The sequence below is a fragment of the Nocardioides jishulii genome (genome assembly GCF_006007965.1).
GTDB classification, from domain to species: domain Bacteria; phylum Actinomycetota; class Actinomycetes; order Propionibacteriales; family Nocardioidaceae; genus Nocardioides; species Nocardioides jishulii.
In genome coordinates, this window is the sequence record NZ_CP040748.1 from 1,728,654 (window position 1) to 1,745,934 (window position 17,281).

Below are 17,281 nucleotides of genomic sequence, written 5' to 3' on the forward strand. Positions count from 1 at the left end.
TGAGTGGTGGTGGCCGGGGCCGGAGTGCCGTGCGGTCTGGGGTCAGGCCCCCGCAGCGGCGATGCTGTCGAGGGCGGCCGACACGACCGCTTCCGTGGTCATCCCGTACTCCTTGAAGATGCGGTTGTAGTCGGCACTGGCACCGTACTGCTCGATCGAGACGATGCGACCTGCGTCACCGACGACCTCGCGCCAGCCCTGGGCGATGCCGGCCTCGACGGAGACGCGCGCCTTGACGTACGGCGGGATGACCTCGTCCCGGTAGGCCTGCGGCTGCTCGTCGAACCACTCGCGGCAGGGGAGCGAGACCACGCGGGCCTGGATCCCCTGCTCAGCCAGCTTGGTACGGGCCTCCACAGCCATCTGGACCTCGGAACCCGTCGCGATCAGCACGACGTCGGGCTCGCCGCCCTCGGCCTCGAGCAGGACGTAGCCCCCCTTGGCCGCACCCTCGGCGGAGGCGAAGCCCTCCTCGCCGCGCGGGAAGGTCGGGAGGTTCTGACGCGACAGGCAGAGGCCGGTCGGGCGCTGGTGACGCACCATGAGCGAGCGCCAGACCTCGGCGGTCTCGTTGGCGTCCGCAGGACGGACCACGTCGAGGCCGGGGATGGCGCGCAGAGCGGCGAGGTGCTCGATCGGCTGGTGCGTGGGGCCATCCTCACCCAGACCGATGGAGTCGTGGGTCCACACGTAGGTCACCGGGATCTCCATCAGCGCTGCGAGGCGGACCGACGGGCGCATGTAGTCGGCGAACTGGAGGAAGGTGCCGCCGAAGATGCGGGAGTTCCCGTACAGCGCGATGCCGTTCATGATCGCGCCCATGGCGTGCTCACGGATGCCGAAGTGCAGGACGCGTCCGTAGGGCGAGCCCTTCCAGTGGGCGGTCGAGTGCTCGGCCGGGATGAACGAGTCCGCGCCCTTGATGGTGGTGTTGTTGGACTCCGCCAGGTCGGCAGAGCCGCCCCAGAGCTCGGGCAGCGTCGCGGCCAGCGCGTTGATGACCTCGCCCGAGGCCTTGCGGGTGGCGATGCCCTTGGCGTCGGCGGGGTAGACCGGGAGGTCGGCGTCCCAGCCGTCGGGGAGGGCGCCGGCACGGAGCCGGTGGAGCAGGGCGGCTCGGTCGGGGTGGGCGGCCGCCCACTTCTCGTACGCCGCGTCCCAGGCCGCGCCGGCTTCCTTGCCACGCACCAGGGCCTTGCGGGTGTGCGCCAGCACGTCGTCGGGGACCTCGAAGGTGCGCTCGGGGTCGAAGCCGAGCAGCTCCTTCGTGGCACGGACCTCGTCGACGCCGAGGGCGGCGCCGTGGGCGGCACCGGTGCCCTGCGCGTTGGGCGTCGGCCACGCGATGATCGTCTTCAGCACGATGATCGTGGGCTTGTCGGTGACGGCCTTGCCGGCCTGGATGGCGGCGTACAGCTCGTCGACGTCCTCGACGTAGGCGTCTCCACCCTTGCGGTCACCCGCCCAGTCGACGATGCGTACGTCCCAGCCGTAGGCCTCGTAGCGCTTGGCCACGTCCTCGGTGAAGGCGACGTCGGTGTTCTCCTCGATGGAGATCTTGTTGTCGTCGTAGATCAGGGTCAGGTTGCCCAGCTGCTGGTGGCCGGCGATGGAGGAGGCCTCGGCGGAGACCCCTTCCTGCAGGTCGCCGTCGGAGGCGATGCAGTAGACGTGGTGGTCGAAGAGCGACTCGCCCACGGGCGCGTCGGGGTCGAGCAGCCCGCGCTGGAAGCGGGAGGCCATCGCCATGCCGACAGCGTTGGCCACTCCCTGGCCCAGCGGGCCGGTGGTGGTCTCGACGCCGGTGGTGTGGCGGAACTCGGGGTGGCCGGGGGTCTTGGAGCCCCAGGTGCGCAACGCCTTGATGTCGTTGAGCTCGAGGCCGAACCCGGCCAGGAAGAGCTGCGAGTACAAGGTCATGCTGGTGTGTCCGCACGAGAGGACGAAGCGGTCACGGGCGATCCAGTGGGGGTCGGCCGGGTCGTGCTTCATGACCTTCTGGAACAGCAGGTAGGCGACCGGGGCAAGGCTGGAGGCGGTGCCGGGGTGTCCGTTGCCCACCTTCTGCACGGCGTCCAGGGCCAGTAGCCGAGTGGTGTCGACCGCTCGACGATCAAGGTCCGTCCACTCGAGAACGGTGGATGACTTGCTGGGAGTGGTCACGTGCTTCCTCTCGGAGGGGTGGGGGGCGCAGAACAGGCGTGTCCGAGCCTATCGGGATGAGCGGCTAGACTCGACCCCGCACCACTTCCCAAGCTCTGAGGTTCCGCCCGTGACGTACGTCGGCCACTCGGCATCCGCTGCCGAGCCGTCCACCACCTCTGACGAAGGGGGCGAGACCGACAAGGCGACCTTCAAGGACGTGGTTGCTGCCTACGTCGGCCTGACCAAGCCCCGCGTCATCGAGCTGCTGCTGCTGACGACGGTCCCGGTGATGTTCTTCGCCGCCCGGGGGATCCCCGAGCTCAGCCTGGTGCTCTGGACCGTGCTGGGCGGGGCGCTCAGCGCTGGTTCTGCGTCGGCCTACAACTGCGTCTACGACCGCGACATCGACGAGCAGATGCGCCGCACGAAGCGCCGCGCGCTGCCCCGCCACGTCGTCACGCCGGTCTCGGCCCTGGTCTTCGCGACGGTGCTGGCGGTGCTGTCCACCGTGGTGCTGTGGACGCAGGTCAACGAGCTCTCCGCGTTGCTCTCCCTGGGGGCCAACGCCTTCTACGTCTTCGTCTACACGATGCTGCTCAAGCGTCGGACCACGCAGAACATCGTGTGGGGCGGCATCGCCGGGTGCTTCCCCACCCTGATCGGCTGGACCGCGGTGACCGGCCAGCTGGCCTGGGAACCGGTCGTGCTCTTCATGGTCGTCTTCTTCTGGACCCCGCCGCACACGTGGGCGCTGGCGCTGCGCTACCGCGAGGACTACGCGAACGTCGACGTCCCGATGCTGCCGGTCGTGGCCCCGGCCGCGGTGGTCGGTCGCCAGATCGTCATCTACAGCTGGGTCATGGTCGCGACCTCGCTGCTCCTGTGGCCCGTTGCCGACACCGGTTGGTTCTACCCTGTCGTGGCCACGATCCTCGGCGCCGTGTTCCTTGTCGAGGCCCACCGGATGTGGGGGCGGACGAAGCGTTCGAACGACCTCACCGACATCGCGCCGATGCGTCTCTTCCACAACTCGAACCTGTACCTGTCGCTTCTCTTCGTCGCGGTCGCCATCGACCCGCTCCTGCGCTGAGACCTTCGCGCCGGGAGCCCTCAGGAGCGGTGGACCACGGCCTTGGTCCCGATCGTGACCTGGTCGAAGAGCCGTGCGATCGCCTTGCGGTTGCGGATGTTGACGCAGCCGTGCGAGTGGCCGTCGTACCCGTTGCGGGCGAAGTCGGGGGAGTAGTGCACGGCCTGCCCGCCGGAGAAGAACATCGCGAAGGGCATGGGCGTGTGGTAGATGCTCGACACGTGGTCGCGTGACTTCTTGAAGATCGTGAAGCTGCCCTCGCGGGTGGGGTAGTACGGGTCGCCGAAGCGAGCGTCCAGCCGCACCTTCACGTCGCCGTCGACGACCCACTTGAGCGCGCGGGTGGTCTTGTCGATGCAGAGCACCCGGCCCTTGAGGCAACGGCGGTCGAGGTCGAAGCCCCAGTTGCGCAGCTCCGAGCGCGTGGGCCGTCGCGTCACCGCGCGCAGCCGCTGGAGCGTACGGACGTCGACCTTGCCGGTCACCGGAATCCGCGCCGCCTTCTGGAAGGCCCGCACCGCTCGTACGGTCTTGCGGTCATAGGTCGCACCGACGCGGCCACGGAAGTGCTTGCGCTGCGCCAGACGTGCCTCCAGGTTGCGCACCTTCGGCGACTTCGAGCCCTTCTTGAGAAGCGCCGGGCCCGGCTTGTAGACGTTGTTGAGCTCGTTCTGCGTGGGCTCACGCGTCAAGGCGACCAGAGTGGTCCACGTGACCTCGTTGACGACGCCACGGTGCCCGGGGAGGTCGTGCTTCCTCTTGAACGCGACCACCGCCCGACGGGTCACCTCGTCGAAGTCCGAGCTGATGACCTCCGAGTGCAGCTTGACCTGGTGGAGCCGACTCTCCAGGACGCGCACGCGCTGGGAGTGCTCACCCATCTTGATCGGGACGAAGGGCTCGGCCGTCGGGGTCGCGGTGGGCGACGGAGTGGGCGTCGGGGTGGGCTCAGCCTTCGGCGTCGCCGGCGCGGCGCCCTGGGGCGCCGTGGGGGTGGCCGGGGAGCTGGCCGCGTCCGGGGCGGGCGTCCCTGAGGCAGGCGTGGGAGGCGTGGGAGGCGCGGACTCCTCGGGCGTGGGAGGGCCGCTCGGGCTTGGCGCGGGGGCGGTCGACGACGCAGGACTCGGCGTCGGGTCTGCCTCCACAGCGCCGGATGGGGCGCTGGCCAGGGTGGCCAGGAGAGTCGTCGTCAGCACGCCCACCGCCACGGAGGCGAGTGCACGGCGCGGACGGATGGATGGATGCGACATGGAGGCCCCCGTACGTGTGCCCAGCCGGGTGACGTCTCCCGGCCGTGCGCTGATCGTACGCAGTCAGGCGGCCTCCGTCAGCGAGGCGCGTCGCCGCTGGCCCAGGCCAGCAGCCGACCGGTGTGCTGGTCGCCGGCCTCGTGGGCGCGGGTCGCCAGCCAGACGCGGGAGAAGCCCGCGGCCAGGAGTCCGGCCCCGAGCATGTGCAGGGCGACGAGGAGCTCGTTGAGGTCGAGGACGTACTGGGACCACCCGATCAGGCCCTGCAGCAGCTCCAGTCCGAGCAGGGCGCTGGTGACCACGACCAGCCACCGGTCGCCTGCCCGAACGGCCAGGACGAGCAGCGCGACGGTGATCGCCACCAGCACGTAGACCGCCACCGCGTGGACCTGCGACACGACGGCCGGGTCCAGCCCGTTGCGAGGCGCCTCGGCGTCGCCCGCGTGCGGTCCTGCACCGGTCACCACGGTGCCGAGGTAGAGCACCACCCAGCCGACCACGAGGACGCCCCAGGCCAAGGCGCGCTGAGGTGCCGGCGCGGCGGTGCGTTGGGGGCTGCGGAGGTGGTCGAGGAGGGCGAGGCAGACCATCACCATCAGCATCGAGGCGAGGAAGTGGAGGGAGACCACCCAGGGGTTCAGGTCGGTCAGCACGGTGAAGCCGCCGATGACCGCCTGCAGCGGCACCCCGAGCGCCACGATGAGGGAGTGGCGCACGGCGACGCGGTCACGCGAGCCGAGGGCGGCCAGGAAGCAGGAGATCGCGATCACGACCAGCACGAAGGTGAGCATGCGGTTGCCGAACTCGATGGCACCGTGCATGCCCATGCTCGGGTGCGTGACGTAGGACTCCTCGGTGCATCGGGGCCACGTGGGGCAGCCCAGTCCGGAGCCGGTGAGGCGTACGGCGGCGCCGGTGACCACGATGCCGATGTTGGCCAGGAGGTTGGCCACGGCCAGGGGCCACAGCCATGTCGAGAGACGCTCGAGGAATTGGACCATGGGTCACTCCCAACGGAAGGTGCGTGCGGTCAGGAAGGAAGCGACGGCTGCCCACACCATGAGGACGCCGAGGGCAGCCCAGTCGGTGTGGCCGTCGAGCAACGAGGCTCGGAACGACTCACCCAGCGCGCCGCTGGGGAGCAGCTTCACGAACTCGCTCGCCGGGCCGTACTGCGACGCCGGGATCACGACACCGCCGCCGGCCATCAGCAAGAGGTAGACGAGGTTGGCCAGCGCCAGGGTGGCCTCGGCGCGCATCACCCCGGCGATGAGCAGGCCGAGCGCACCGAACGCCATCGTGCCGAGCACGGCCGAGAGGAGGACCCCCACCACGGCGACGTCCGGGCGCCACCCGAGCGCGAGTGCTGCGCCGCCGATCACGACCACCTGCACGGCCTCGACGACGAGGAGGGCGCCGACCTTGCCGAGCAGCAGGCCGTGACGAGGCAGGGGGGAGGCGCCCAGGCGCTTGATGACGCCGTACCGACGTTCGAAGCCGGTGGCGATGGCGACGGCGGTGAAGGCCGTGCTCATGACTGCGAGGGCGAGGACGCCGGGCGCCAGCAGGTCGATGGGGTCGGAGCTGATGCCGAGGTCGACACGGTCGGCGGCGTAGAGGCCTCCGACGAGCACGACGAGGGGGATCACGATGGCCAGCAGCAGCTGCTCGCCGTTGCGCATCATGAGACGCGCCTCCATGCCGGCCTGGGCCCTGACCTGCTGGCTCAGCGGGGCAGAACCGGGGGCCGGGGTGAACGTGCCGCTCATGGCGTGATCTCCCGTCCGGTCAGCTCGAGGAAGACGTCCTCGAGGGTGCGCTGGCCGAGCGTCAGCGAGACGGGGAGCACCTCGTGGTGCTCGTACCAGCGCGCGACCGCCGCGAGGGTGGCACCGTCGGCGGGGCTGGAGACGTGGACGGCGTCGTCGAGCAGCGTGACCTCCAGCTGGTCGCCCAGGATCCCTGACAGCTCGTCGTGGGCGTGGGCGCTCAGCACGGGCAGCACCATGCGCAACGTCGCCTCTTTGCGCGAGCTGGTCAGCTCGCGCGGCGTCCCGGAGGCGATGACACGACCGTGGTCGATGATGTGCACCAGGTCGCTGAGCCGCTCGGCCTCGTCCATGTGGTGGGTGGTGAGCACGACGGTCACGCCGTCGGCGCGGAGCTCCTCGAGCAGCTCCCAGGTCGTACGCCGCGCCATCGGGTCCATGCCGGCGGTCGGTTCGTCGACGAAGACGAGCTCCGGACGACCCACCAGCGCCATCGCGAGCCCGAGGCGTTGCTGCTGGCCCCCGGAGAGACGGCGGTAGGGGGTGCTTCCGCAGTCACCCAGACCCAGGCGCTCGTAGAGCATCCCGGTGTCGAGCGGGTGGGAGTGCAGACGCGCCACGTGGTCGAGCATCTCCTTGGCGCGGACTCCGCTCCAGGCGCCTCCGGACTGCAGCATCACACCGATGCGGGGGAGGAGCGCCCGCCTGTCGCGCTGGGGGTCGAGGCCGAGCACGCGCACCGACCCGCCCTGCGGCTTGCGGTAGCCCTCGCAGGTCTCCAGCGTCGTGGTCTTCCCCGCGCCGTTGGGGCCGAGCACCGCGGTGATGGTGCCCCGGGCGACCTCGAACGACAGGCGGTCGACGGCAACCTTGTCGCCGTACCTCATGACGAGCTCGTCGACGACGACGGCGGGTTCTGCTGGGGGCACCGCATCAGTCTAGGGAGCCGACCCACCCCGGACCCCGCGGGGGCGTGGCCCTGGCGTCACGGCAGGGAGGAAGGACGGGAGCAACCCAGAGGTACCCCCGGGGGAGCTGCCGCTGGGTCGCACGGGCGTCGAGACTCCGCTCACACCCCACGCCGTGCGGGCCGCCACCGCCCGCCGAACTAAGGATCGCCTTACTTGAAGCACCCCGGCAATAAGATCACAATTGCGTTGTGGAATTCGATCGGACGTCCGTTGCGCCTGCTGGCGACGCGTCCACCCGTGGGCGCGTGGCCCGCTCCATCCTGGAGAACGGCCCCTCCACCGCCGCTGAGCTGGCCGAGCGGCTCCAGCTCACGCCCGCCGCCGTACGCCGCCATCTCGACCTGCTCCTGGGCGAGGGGGTCGTGGAGGGTCGCGAGCAGAAGGTCTACGGGCACCGCGGCCGCGGTCGTCCCGCCAAGGTCTTCGCGCTCACCGACACCGGCCGTGACAAGTTCGACCAGGGCTACGACGACCTCGCCGCCCAGGCGCTCCGTTTCCTCAAGGAGACGGCAGGTGACGACGCGGTGATGGAATTCGCGAGGCAGCGCGCAGCGTTCATCGAACGTGACTTCGCCACGTTCATCGAGCAGGAGCCCGACCTGAGCCCTGCCGAGGTCCTCGCCAAGGTCTTCACGGCCGAGGGCTACGCCGCCAGTGTCCGGGCCCTGCCCGGTGCCGGAGTGGTGGACCAGCTCTGCCAGCAGCACTGCCCGGTGTCCCACGTGGCGAACGAGTTCCCGCAGCTGTGCGAGGCCGAGACCGAGGCGATCAGCCGGGTCGTCGGCACACACGTCCAGAGGTTGGCCACCATCGCCCACGGCGACGGCGTCTGCACCACTTGCATCCCGAAGAACAAGGAAGGCTGAACCATGACCTCCATCGAGGAGCTGAACCCCGAGCTGAAGGGCATCGGCCGCTACGACTTCGGCTGGGCCGACGCGAACGACGCCGGTGCGACCGCGAAGCGTGGTCTCAACGAGGACGTCGTCCGCGACATCTCGGGCAAGAAGTCCGAGCCCCAGTGGATGCTCGACATGCGCCTGAAGGGCCTGAAGCTCTTCCACCGCAAGCCCATGCCGACCTGGGGTTCCGACCTCGGCGGCATCGACTTCGACAACATCAAGTACTTCGTGCGGTCGTCGGAGAAGCAGGCCCAGTCGTGGGAGGACCTCCCCGAGGACATCAAGAACACCTACGACAAGCTCGGCATCCCTGAGGCGGAGAAGCAGCGCCTGGTCGCCGGCGTCGCGGCGCAGTACGAGTCCGAGGTCGTCTACCACTCGATCCGTGAGGACCTCGAGGAGAAGGGCGTCATCTTCGTCGACACCGACACTGCGCTGAGGGAGCACGAGGAGCTCTTCCGCGAGTACTTCGGCACCGTCATCCCGACCGGCGACAACAAGTTCTCTGCCCTCAACACCTCGGTGTGGTCCGGCGGCTCGTTCATCTACGTGCCCAAGGGCGTCCACGTGGACATCCCGCTCCAGGCCTACTTCCGCATCAACACCGAGAACATGGGCCAGTTCGAGCGCACGCTGATCATCGTCGACGAGGACGCCTACGTGCACTACGTCGAGGGCTGCACCGCGCCGATCTACTCGTCGGACTCGCTGCACTCCGCGGTCGTCGAGATCATCGTCAAGAAGGGTGGGCGCTGCCGCTACACGACCATCCAGAACTGGTCCAACAACGTCTACAACCTCGTCACCAAGCGCGCGGTCTGCGAGGCCGGCGCGACGATGGAATGGGTCGACGGCAACATCGGCTCCAAGGTCACCATGAAGTACCCGGCCGTCTACCTGATGGGGGAGCACGCCAAGGGCGAGACGCTCTCGATCGCCTTCGCGGGCGAGGGCCAGCACCAGGACGCCGGCGCCAAGATGGTGCACGCCGCCCCCCACACCTCGTCCTCGATCCTGTCGAAGTCGGTGGCCCGCGGCGGTGGTCGTACGTCCTACCGCGGCCTCATCCAGGTCAACGAGGGTGCCTACGGCTCCAAGTCCAACGTGCTGTGCGACGCGCTGCTCGTCGACCAGATCAGCCGCTCGGACACCTACCCCTACGTCGACATCCGCGAGGACGACGTCTCCATGGGTCACGAGGCCAGCGTCTCGAAGGTCAGCGACGACCAGCTCTTCTACCTCATGTCGCGCGGCATGGAGCAGGACGAAGCGATGGCCATGATCGTGCGTGGCTTCGTCGAGCCGATCGCCAAGGAGCTCCCGATGGAGTACGCCCTCGAGCTCAACCGTCTGATCGAGCTCCAGATGGAGGGCGCGGTCGGCTGACGCCGCCGCCTCCAGCACCACGGGGCACGCGCCCTGCACCACTTCGAAACGGAAAGAACCTGACGTGACTGTTACTGACACTGCCCGCGACTCGGTCGCCGCGGCGCTCGAGCAGGGCAAGGTGGAGTCGCACCTCCACCCCACCGGCTCGTACGACGTGGCCGACCACGCCGCTCCCACGGGCCGTGAGGAGATCTGGCGCTTCACCCCCCTCAAGCGCCTCAAGGGTCTGGCGTCCGACGCCGTCTTCAACGCCCCCACCACCGAGGTCACCCACGTCGCGCCCGAGGGCGTACGTGTGGAGACGGTGACCGGGGACGAGGCCCAGGCGCTGCGTGGTGTCTCCGGCTACAAGCCCGCCACGCTGTTCGGTGCCCGGGTGCTCTCGGAAGTTCCCGACACCCTGCTCGTCGACGTGCCGGCCGAGACCGAGGTCGTCGAGCCGATCATCGTCAACCTCACCGGAACCGACGCGGAGAACACCGAGGCGGGCCACGTGGTCCTGCGCTTCGGCAACTTCTCGAAGGCCGTGGTCGTGCTGCGGCACACCGGTTCCGCGGCGCTGGCCCAGGTCGTCGAGATCCGGGTGGGCGACTCCGCCCAGGTCTCCGTCGTCTCGCTCCAGGACTGGGCCGACGACGCCACGCACCTGACCCACACCGAGGCGCTCGTGGGACGGGACGCGGCGTACAAGCACACCGCGATCTCCTTCGGCGGCGACCTGGTCCGCATGGACGCGAACGTGCGCTACTCGGCTCCCGGCGGTTCGGCCGAGATGCTCGGTCTCTACTTCGCCGACGAGGGGCAGCACCTCGAGCACCGCCTCTTCGCCGACCACAACCAGCCGCGCACCTCGTCCAACGTCATGTACAAGGGCGCGCTGCAGGGCGAGGGGGCCCACACCGTGTGGATCGGCAACGTCCTGATCCGCAAGGAGGCCGAGGGCATCGAGACCTACGAGGAGAACCGCAACCTCATCCTCACCGACGGCACGCTCTGCGACTCGGTCCCCAACCTCGAGATCGAGACCGGCGAGATCGCCGGAGCAGGTCACGCCTCGGCGACGGCCCGCTTCGACGACGAGCAGCTCTTCTACCTGCGCTCGCGCGGCATCGACGAGAAGGAGGCGCAGCGCCTGGTCGTCCACGGCTTCTTCAACGACCTGATCCGCAAGATCGGCGTGCCCGCGATCGAGGAGCAGCTCGTCACCACGGTGGAGACCGAGCTCGCCAAGAACCTGACCGGAAAGCTGCTCTGATGGCCTTCCAGCGCGCTTGCGCACTGGGGGAGTTCCGTGAGGGCGAGGCCGTTGCGGTGAGCCTGGACGGGATCGACGTCGCGGTGGCCCAGGCGGGTGGCGAGTACTTCGCCATCCAGGACCTGTGCTCCCACGGGCACGTCGCGCTCTCCGAGGGCGAGGTGGAGGACTGCGCCATCGAGTGCTGGATGCACGGGTCGGCCTTCGACCTCCGCACCGGCAAGCCCCAGACGCTCCCCGCCACCGAGCCCGTGGCCACCTTCCCGGTCGAGCTCCGCGGCGACGAGATCCACGTCGACGTGAGCACGACCCTCAACGGCGTCACGCCGTCCTGAACGACAAAGACTTAGAGAAGAGAGAAACACTGATGAGCACTCTGGAGATCAAGGACCTGCACGTCACGGTCGAGACCGAGGACTCCACCAAGGAGATCCTCAAGGGCGTCACGCTGACCATCAAGGACGGCGAGACCCACGCGATCATGGGCCCGAACGGCTCCGGTAAGTCGACGCTGGCCTACACGATCGCCGGTCACCCCAAGTACACCGTCACCCAGGGCACGATCCTGCTCGACGGCGAGGACGTCCTCGAGATGTCGGTCGACGAGCGCGCCCGCGCCGGCCTCTTCCTGGCCATGCAGTACCCGGTCGAGATCCCCGGTGTGTCGGTGAGCAACTTCCTGCGCACCGCCAAGACCGCCATCGACGGCGAGGCGCCGAAGCTGCGTACGTGGGTCAAGGACGTCAACGCGGCGCTCGCGGCGAACAACCTCGACGCCTCCTTCGCCCAGCGCTCGGTCAACGAGGGCTTCTCCGGTGGCGAGAAGAAGCGCCACGAGATCGCCCAGCTCGAGCTCCTCGCGCCGAAGGTCGCCGTGCTCGACGAGACCGACTCCGGCCTGGACATCGACGCCCTCAAGGTCGTGTCCGACGGCGTCAACCGCTTCGCGGCCAACGGCGACAAGGGTGTCCTGCTGATCACGCACTACACCCGCATCCTGCGCTACATCAAGCCCGACTTCGTGCACGTCTTCGTCAACGGTCGGATTGCCGAGCAGGGCGGTCCTGAGCTGGCCGACGAGCTCGAGGCCACCGGGTACGACAAGTACGTCAAGGCCGCGGTCTGAGCATGACTCTCGAAGGACTGCTCCCGGAGCTGGAAGTCATCCGCAAGGACTTCCCGATCCTCGAGCGCACCGTCTCCGGCGGCCAGCCGCTGGTCTACCTCGACAGCGCCAACACGTCGCAGAAGCCCCAGGTCGTCATCGACACGATGGTCGACCATCTGGAGCGTCACAACGCCAACATCGCGCGAGCGATGCACGCGCTCGGCGCGGAGTCGACGGAAGCGTTCGAGAACGGTCGCGACCGGGTGGCGGCCTTCCTGAACGCGCCCTCACGTGACGAGGTCATCTTCACCAAGAACGCCTCCGAGGCGCTCAACCTGGTGGCCAACACGCTCGCGCTGCGGGGTCCGCTCCAGATCGGCGAGGGCGACGAGATCGTCATCACCGAGATGGAGCACCACTCCAACATCGTGCCGTGGCAGATGCTGGCCGAGCGCACGGGAGCGACGCTGCGCTGGTTCGGGATCACCGACGACGGTCGCCTCGACCTGTCCGACGTGGACGAGCTGATCAACGAGCGCACGAAGGTCGTCTCCTTCACCTGGGTGTCGAACATGCTCGGCACCATCAACCCGGTCGCGGAGCTCGCCGCCAAGGCGAAGGCCGTGGGTGCCCTGGTCGTCGTGGACGCCTCGCAGGCCGCGCCCCAGCTGGCCGTCGACGTGCAGGCCAGCGGGGCCGACCTGGTTGCCTTCACCGGCCACAAGGTGGTCGGTCCGACCGGCATCGGCGTCCTGTGGGGCCGCCGCGAGGTGCTCGACGCGCTGCCGCCCTTCCTCGGCGGTGGCGAGATGATCGCCACGGTCTCCATGGCGAAGTCGACCTACGCCCCGCTGCCGCACAAGTTCGAGGCGGGCACGCCCCCGATCGTCGAGGCCGTCGGCCTCGGCGCCGCGGTGGACTACCTGTCGGCCGTGGGCATGGAGGCGATCCACCGCCACGAGCAGGCCATCACCCGCTACGCGCTGGAGGGCCTCGCCACCGTGCCCGGCCTGAGTGTGCTGGGGCCGCTCGACGCGGAGTCCCGAGGGGGCGCGATCTCGTTCGAGATCGACGGCGTGCATCCCCACGACGTGGCCCAGGTGCTCGACACCCGCGGCATCGCGGTGCGCGCCGGTCACCACTGCGCGAAGCCTGCGCACGCACGCTTCGGTGTGCAGAGCTCGACCCGGATGTCGTCGTACCTCTACACGACCCCGGCCGAGATCGACGCGCTGGTCGATGGGCTGAACTACACCCGTTCCTACTTCAAGGTGGGCTGAGCGATGTCTGCAGAGCTCGACTCCCTGTACCAGGACATCATCCTGGACCACTACAAGAACCCGCTGAACTCAGGGCTCCGTGAGCCCTTCGGCAGCGAGGTCCACCACGTCAATCCCACGTGCGGCGACGAGATCACGCTGCGCGTGCAGCTGGAGGGCGACCGGATCGTCGACGTCTCGTACCACGCCGAGGGGTGCTCGATCTCGCAGGCGTCGACCTCCGTCATGACCGACCTCGTCATCGGCAAGACGGTGTCGGAGGCGATGGCGCTGCACACCGAGTTCCTGACCCTGATGCAGGGCAAGGGGCAGGTCGAGCCGGACGAGGAGGTGCTGGAGGACGGCATCGCCTTCGCCGGCGTCGCCAAGTTCCCCGCGCGCGTCAAGTGCGCCCTGCTGTCGTGGATGGCCATGAAGGACGCCACCGCCCAGGTGCTCGGCACCAACTTCACCGAGGAGAACCAATGAGCGAGCACACCCACGCGCCCACCGACGACCACGCCGGGCACGACCACGCCGGGCACGACCACGCCGGGCACGACCACGCCGGGCACGACCACGCCGGGCATGGTCACGGCCACGGTCGGCACGACGACCTCCCCGTCGTCGACCTCGCCGCCGCCTCTTCCAGTGCCTCGTCGGTCGCGGTCGAGGACGTCACCGAGGCGATGAAGGACGTCGTCGACCCCGAGCTCGGGATCAACGTCGTCGACCTCGGCCTGGTCTACGGAATCCACATCGACGAGGGTTCCAACGCTGTCATCGACATGACCCTCACCTCGGCGGCCTGCCCGTTGACCGACGTCATCCAGGACCAGACCGAGATGGCGCTCGAGGGCCTCGTCAACGACGTGGCCATCAACTGGGTCTGGATGCCGCCGTGGGGTCCGGACAAGATCACCGACGACGGTCGCGAGCAGCTGCGCGCCCTCGGCTTCAACGTCTGACCGCCAGAGTCTGAGGAGTGCACGTGGCCGATGTGAACGCCGACGAGCGAGTCACCTACGTCCTGGTCGACGGCGAGAACATCGACGCCACGCTCGGCAACTCGATCCTCGGACGCCGTCCGCGCCCTGACGAGCGCCCCCGGTGGGACCGGCTCCTGGAATGGGCCGAGGACGCCTTCGACCAGCCGGCGCGAGGACTCTTCTTCCTGGCGGTCAACGACGAGTTGCCGATGCCCTTCATCCAGGCGCTGACGGCGATCGGGTTCCGTCCCGTCCCGCTGCGCGGCGAGGGCAAGGTCGTCGACATCGCCATCCAGCGGATGGCCGAGGCCATCGCGGAGCGCGAGGCCGACGTCGCCCTGGTGAGTCACGACGGTGACTTCCTCCCGCAGGTCCGGCGTCTCTGCGACGGCACGCGCGCCGTCGCCCTCGTCGGCTTCTCCGAGTTCATGAACGCGGCCTTCCGCGGCCTTCCGGGACTACGTCTTGTCGACATGGAGCACGACGTGCGTGCCTTCAACTCGCGCCTGCCCCGGATCAGGGTCATCGCGATCGACGAGTTCGACCCGATGGAGTTCCTCTGACCGCGACGGTCCTCGTCCCTGCCGGGCGTTTCGCCCGGTGGGTCGAGAACTTCGGTTCGCGGCACGGTGCGACGGCCCTGACCACCGTCGACGGAGGTCTTCAGGGCACCGCGGAGGACTCGTCGCACTTCCTCGCGCTGCTGCCCTTCGGCGTCGACCACTCAGGCGCACCAGATCCCCAGGCCTTCGTCGCCGCGCTCGTCGTCCCGGACGACTGGGGCATCGTGATCGCCCGCCGCGGTGGCTTCGCCGTGGCGCGGATGGCGGGGGAGCGCATGGTGTCCTCCAAGGTCGGGCAACGTCACGTCCAGGGGCGCACGAAGGCGGGCGGCCAGAGCCAGCAGCGCTTCGCCCGTCGACGGGACAACCAGGCGCGGGAAGCCTGGACTGCCGCAGCGGGCCACGCCGCGAGCCACCTCGCGGGACTGCAGGGTCCTGTGGTGGTCGCCGGTGATCCGGCCGGGGTGGAGACGGTGCTGGCGGACGCCCGGCTCACCCACCTGGTCAGGCACCAGCTGCCGGACACCGTCGGCGAGCCTCGCCGTGAGGCGTTGCTCAAGGCGGTCACCGACGCACTGAGTGTGCGGGTGTCGGTGCACAACGCGAGCTGAGACTCGAACGAGACTTCCAACGGTCGACGTACGCAATGCCCGACTTCGGCGGTGACCTCTGTCACGATGGGGCCACCGACGCCGACAGGAGGGCCGGACATGTGGCAGCCGGAGCCGGGGTGGCAGCGTCTCCCCGGCGGACCGTCCTCCGTCGGACTGTGGCTCGCCCGGGAGGGGGAGCGGCTCACGGTGGTCAAGCGGCTCGCCGCCCCCCACGCCCACGACCCGGACGAGACCCGGCAGCCGGACCATCCGGCGTACTGGCGCCGGGCCGCTGACGTCGCCCTCTCCGGCATCGTCGACTCGACGCCCGGCCTTCGTTCGGTCACGGCGCTGCGCATCGAGGAGGACGAGGAAGGCGTCACCCTGGTCCATCCGTGGGTGGAGAAGGTGGAGCTGAACGGCCTCTTCCTGGCTCGTTCGTTGGGGCGGTTCGCCGACGCCACCGTCGACGACGTCCCATGGCTGGCGAGGAACCAGCTCGGCACACGCCTGGGACTCGTGGCACGCCGAGGTGGCTGGACGACGCTCGCACGTACGCCGGTGGCCGACGTGGCCGACCTCCTGTGGCGCCACCGCACCCGCCACCTCGAACGCCTCGCCTCCCACCGGCAGGTGGTCCAGCACGGAGACCCGGTGCCGGCCAACCTGCTGGGGCGCGAGGGGGACGACGTCGTGGCGATCGACTGGTCGAGCCTGGGCATCGCGCCTGCCGGCGCCGACCTGGGCTACCTCGCGCTCAGCGTGGGGGAGGAGTTCGACCCCCTCCTCGACGCGTACGTCGGTGGCCTGGGCCCTGGTCACGACGCGGAGGAGGTGCGGCTCGCCGCGCAGGTAACGGCGGTCTACACCGTCCTCACCCGGGTGGACTGGGCGCTCGCCCGCGTCGCCTCGGGGGAGGGAGCCCTGGCCGCCAAGTTCCGGCACCCGAGCATCGCGCCCTACATCCGGGCGATGCAACGGCAGTTCCCCCAGATCGAGGCGCTGACCCAGCAGACCTGACCGCCGGTGGGTCAGAGCCTGTCTGCGCCGAACGTGTCGCAGGCCTGGAGGTCGCCCGACTCGTAGCCGCGGGTGAACCACTGCATCCGCTGCTCCGACGACCCGTGGGTCCAACCCTCGGGCTCGACCCTGCCGCCCGACCGCTTCTGGATGCGGTCGTCACCGACTGCCTTGGCCGAGTCGAGTGCCTCGGCGATGTCGCCCTCGTCGAGGTCGGCGATGATGGCGACACCGCTGACGTCGCTCGTGCCCTCGGCGGCACGGGTCCACAGCCCGGCGTAGCAGTCGGCCTGCAGCTCCAGGCGTACGGCGTCGCTCGAGGCGCCCCGCTGCGTGCGGACCCGGCCCATCGTTCCCAGCAGGTTCTGGATGTGGTGTCCGTACTCGTGGGCCAGGACGTAGGGCTCCACGAAGTCGCCACCCCGGCCGCCCAGCTGGCCCTCGAGGACGTCGGCGAAGAAGGTGGTGTCCAGGTAGATGCCCTGGTCGGCGGGACAGTAGAAGGGACCGACCTGGTGCGACGCCTGTCCGCAGCCGGTCGTGGTCGCGCCGGAGAAGGTGGACATCGTGGCGGGACGGAACGTCTCGCCACTGCGCGCGAACAGGTCGCTCCAGTAGGCGTACAAGGAGTTCTCGACCGCCACCCGGGCGCAGTCGACGTCGTCGTTGGCGTCGGCGCCCGTACGGCAGGACGCGTAGCGATCGCTGTCAGCCATGCGCGAGCTGTCGGTGCCGGCCCCGTGGTCGAGCATCCCGCCCGGGATCCCGGAGCCGCCGTTGCCGCCGAAGAAGTTCACGGCCAGCACGAGGAGGATCACGATCACCATGCCCGCGCCTCCCCCGGCCTTGATCCCTCCGGGGATGGGGAGGCCGTTGCGCCCGCCACCCAGGCCCTGGCCACCGCGGTCCGAGAGACGGCCGGTGTCGAGGCTTGCCCTGGGGTTGAAGCGCATGGGTCAGTCCTTCGAGGTCGGCGCC

General features: G+C 69.3%; 16 protein-coding genes and 2 pseudogenes. 12 read left to right on the top strand and 6 right to left on the bottom strand.

Going from position 1 to position 17,281, the window contains the following annotated elements:
• Nucleotides 1-42 precede the first annotated feature (42 nt).
• The gene (gene tkt, locus FCL41_RS08090) at nt 43-2,163 is read right to left on the bottom strand and encodes a transketolase (RefSeq protein WP_170970222.1); all 2,121 of its coding nucleotides are present in this window, start codon (nt 2,161-2,163) and stop codon (nt 43-45) included.
• Between the two features lie 109 nt (nt 2,164-2,272).
• On the opposite strand from tkt, the gene FCL41_RS08095 reads away from it, so the two are divergent.
• Nucleotides 2,273-3,235, top strand: a complete 963-nt coding sequence (locus FCL41_RS08095) for a heme o synthase (protein ID WP_137065564.1) — start codon at nt 2,273-2,275, stop codon at nt 3,233-3,235.
• Between the two features lie 20 nt (nt 3,236-3,255).
• Here the strand turns inward: FCL41_RS08095 and FCL41_RS08100 are convergent, their stop codons facing one another.
• From FCL41_RS08100 to FCL41_RS08115, 4 genes and pseudogenes are all read right to left on the bottom strand, one after another.
• On the bottom strand, nt 3,256-4,485 hold the full coding sequence (locus FCL41_RS08100; RefSeq protein WP_137065565.1) for a L,D-transpeptidase family protein: 1,230 nt from the start codon (nt 4,483-4,485) through the stop codon (nt 3,256-3,258).
• A gap of 77 nt (nt 4,486-4,562) precedes the next feature.
• Nucleotides 4,563-5,486 carry a COX15/CtaA family protein gene (locus tag FCL41_RS08105; protein ID WP_137065566.1) on the bottom strand — a complete coding sequence of 308 codons (924 nt, stop codon included), beginning with the start codon at nt 5,484-5,486 and terminating at the stop codon, nt 4,563-4,565.
• 3 nt (nt 5,487-5,489) lie between these two features.
• Entirely contained in the window at nt 5,490-6,254 is a 765-nt protein-coding gene (locus FCL41_RS08110) for an ABC transporter permease (RefSeq protein ID WP_137065567.1), read from the bottom strand.
• Between the two features lie 191 nt (nt 6,255-6,445).
• Nucleotides 6,446-7,141 (bottom strand): annotated as a pseudogene (locus tag FCL41_RS08115) (ABC transporter ATP-binding protein); the annotation flags it as partial.
• Nucleotides 7,142-7,470: 329 nt separating this feature from the next.
• Here FCL41_RS08115 and FCL41_RS08120 point away from each other — a divergent pair.
• The 11 genes and pseudogenes from FCL41_RS08120 to FCL41_RS08175 all read left to right on the top strand — a co-directional run bounded on the left by FCL41_RS08120 (nt 7,471) and on the right by FCL41_RS08175 (nt 16,303).
• A complete protein-coding gene (locus FCL41_RS08120) occupies nt 7,471-8,091 on the top strand; it encodes a helix-turn-helix transcriptional regulator (RefSeq protein WP_239021843.1) in 621 nt (206 codons plus the stop codon).
• A gap of 3 nt (nt 8,092-8,094) precedes the next feature.
• Nucleotides 8,095-9,513 carry a Fe-S cluster assembly protein SufB gene (gene sufB / locus FCL41_RS08125; RefSeq protein ID WP_137065569.1) on the top strand — a complete coding sequence of 473 codons (1,419 nt, stop codon included), beginning with the start codon at nt 8,095-8,097 and terminating at the stop codon, nt 9,511-9,513.
• A 64-nt stretch (nt 9,514-9,577) separates the two neighbouring features.
• Nucleotides 9,578-10,771, top strand: coding sequence for a Fe-S cluster assembly protein SufD (sufD, locus tag FCL41_RS08130; RefSeq protein ID WP_137065570.1), 1,194 nt, complete (start codon nt 9,578-9,580; stop codon nt 10,769-10,771).
• Nucleotides 10,771-11,106 carry a non-heme iron oxygenase ferredoxin subunit gene (locus tag FCL41_RS08135; protein ID WP_137065571.1) on the top strand — a complete coding sequence of 112 codons (336 nt, stop codon included), beginning with the start codon at nt 10,771-10,773 and terminating at the stop codon, nt 11,104-11,106. The genes sufD and FCL41_RS08135 overlap by 1 nt, the downstream gene beginning before the upstream one ends.
• A 32-nt stretch (nt 11,107-11,138) precedes the next feature.
• A complete protein-coding gene (gene sufC, locus FCL41_RS08140) occupies nt 11,139-11,897 on the top strand; it encodes a Fe-S cluster assembly ATPase SufC (protein WP_137065572.1) in 759 nt (252 codons plus the stop codon).
• Between the two features lie 2 nt (nt 11,898-11,899).
• Nucleotides 11,900-13,159, top strand: a complete 1,260-nt coding sequence (locus tag FCL41_RS08145) for an aminotransferase class V-fold PLP-dependent enzyme (protein ID WP_137065573.1) — start codon at nt 11,900-11,902, stop codon at nt 13,157-13,159.
• 3 nt (nt 13,160-13,162) lie between these two features.
• Complete coding sequence (sufU, locus tag FCL41_RS08150; RefSeq protein WP_137065574.1) at nt 13,163-13,627, top strand: Fe-S cluster assembly sulfur transfer protein SufU; 465 nt, start codon at nt 13,163-13,165, stop codon at nt 13,625-13,627.
• 179 nt (nt 13,628-13,806) lie between these two features.
• A pseudogene (locus FCL41_RS17435) lies at nt 13,807-14,106 on the top strand (metal-sulfur cluster assembly factor); the annotation flags it as partial.
• Between the two features lie 23 nt (nt 14,107-14,129).
• Nucleotides 14,130-14,690, top strand: a complete 561-nt coding sequence (locus FCL41_RS08160) for an NYN domain-containing protein (protein ID WP_137065576.1) — start codon at nt 14,130-14,132, stop codon at nt 14,688-14,690.
• Nucleotides 14,687-15,301 carry an acVLRF1 family peptidyl-tRNA hydrolase gene (locus FCL41_RS17640; RefSeq protein WP_170970261.1) on the top strand — a complete coding sequence of 205 codons (615 nt, stop codon included), beginning with the start codon at nt 14,687-14,689 and terminating at the stop codon, nt 15,299-15,301. The genes FCL41_RS08160 and FCL41_RS17640 overlap by 4 nt, the downstream gene beginning before the upstream one ends.
• 99 nt (nt 15,302-15,400) lie before the next feature.
• Nucleotides 15,401-16,303, top strand: a complete 903-nt coding sequence (locus tag FCL41_RS08175; protein ID WP_137065578.1) for a phosphotransferase family protein — start codon at nt 15,401-15,403, stop codon at nt 16,301-16,303.
• A gap of 11 nt (nt 16,304-16,314) precedes the next feature.
• On the opposite strand, the gene ypfJ is transcribed toward FCL41_RS08175, so the two are convergent.
• Nucleotides 16,315-17,256, bottom strand: coding sequence for a KPN_02809 family neutral zinc metallopeptidase (ypfJ, locus tag FCL41_RS08180; RefSeq protein WP_137065579.1), 942 nt, complete (start codon nt 17,254-17,256; stop codon nt 16,315-16,317).
• Nucleotides 17,257-17,281 lie beyond the last annotated feature (25 nt).

Excerpts from the sequence above, each read along its gene's own strand:
- FCL41_RS08100 (WP_137065565.1), bottom strand. The coding sequence starts at position 4,485 with ATGTCGCATCCATCCATCCGTCCGCGCCGTGCACTCGCCTCCGTGGCG.
- FCL41_RS08105 (WP_137065566.1), bottom strand. The coding sequence starts at position 5,486 with ATGGTCCAATTCCTCGAGCGTCTCTCGACATGGCTGTGGCCCCTGGCC.
- FCL41_RS08110 (WP_137065567.1), bottom strand. The coding sequence starts at position 6,254 with ATGAGCGGCACGTTCACCCCGGCCCCCGGTTCTGCCCCGCTGAGCCAG.
- sufB (WP_137065569.1), top strand. The coding sequence starts at position 8,095 with ATGACCTCCATCGAGGAGCTGAACCCCGAGCTGAAGGGCATCGGCCGC.
- FCL41_RS08135 (WP_137065571.1), top strand. The coding sequence starts at position 10,771 with ATGGCCTTCCAGCGCGCTTGCGCACTGGGGGAGTTCCGTGAGGGCGAG.
- sufC (WP_137065572.1), top strand. The coding sequence starts at position 11,139 with ATGAGCACTCTGGAGATCAAGGACCTGCACGTCACGGTCGAGACCGAG.
- FCL41_RS08145 (WP_137065573.1), top strand. The coding sequence starts at position 11,900 with ATGACTCTCGAAGGACTGCTCCCGGAGCTGGAAGTCATCCGCAAGGAC.
- sufU (WP_137065574.1), top strand. The coding sequence starts at position 13,163 with ATGTCTGCAGAGCTCGACTCCCTGTACCAGGACATCATCCTGGACCAC.
- FCL41_RS08175 (WP_137065578.1), top strand. The coding sequence starts at position 15,401 with ATGTGGCAGCCGGAGCCGGGGTGGCAGCGTCTCCCCGGCGGACCGTCC.
- ypfJ (WP_137065579.1), bottom strand. The coding sequence starts at position 17,256 with ATGCGCTTCAACCCCAGGGCAAGCCTCGACACCGGCCGTCTCTCGGAC.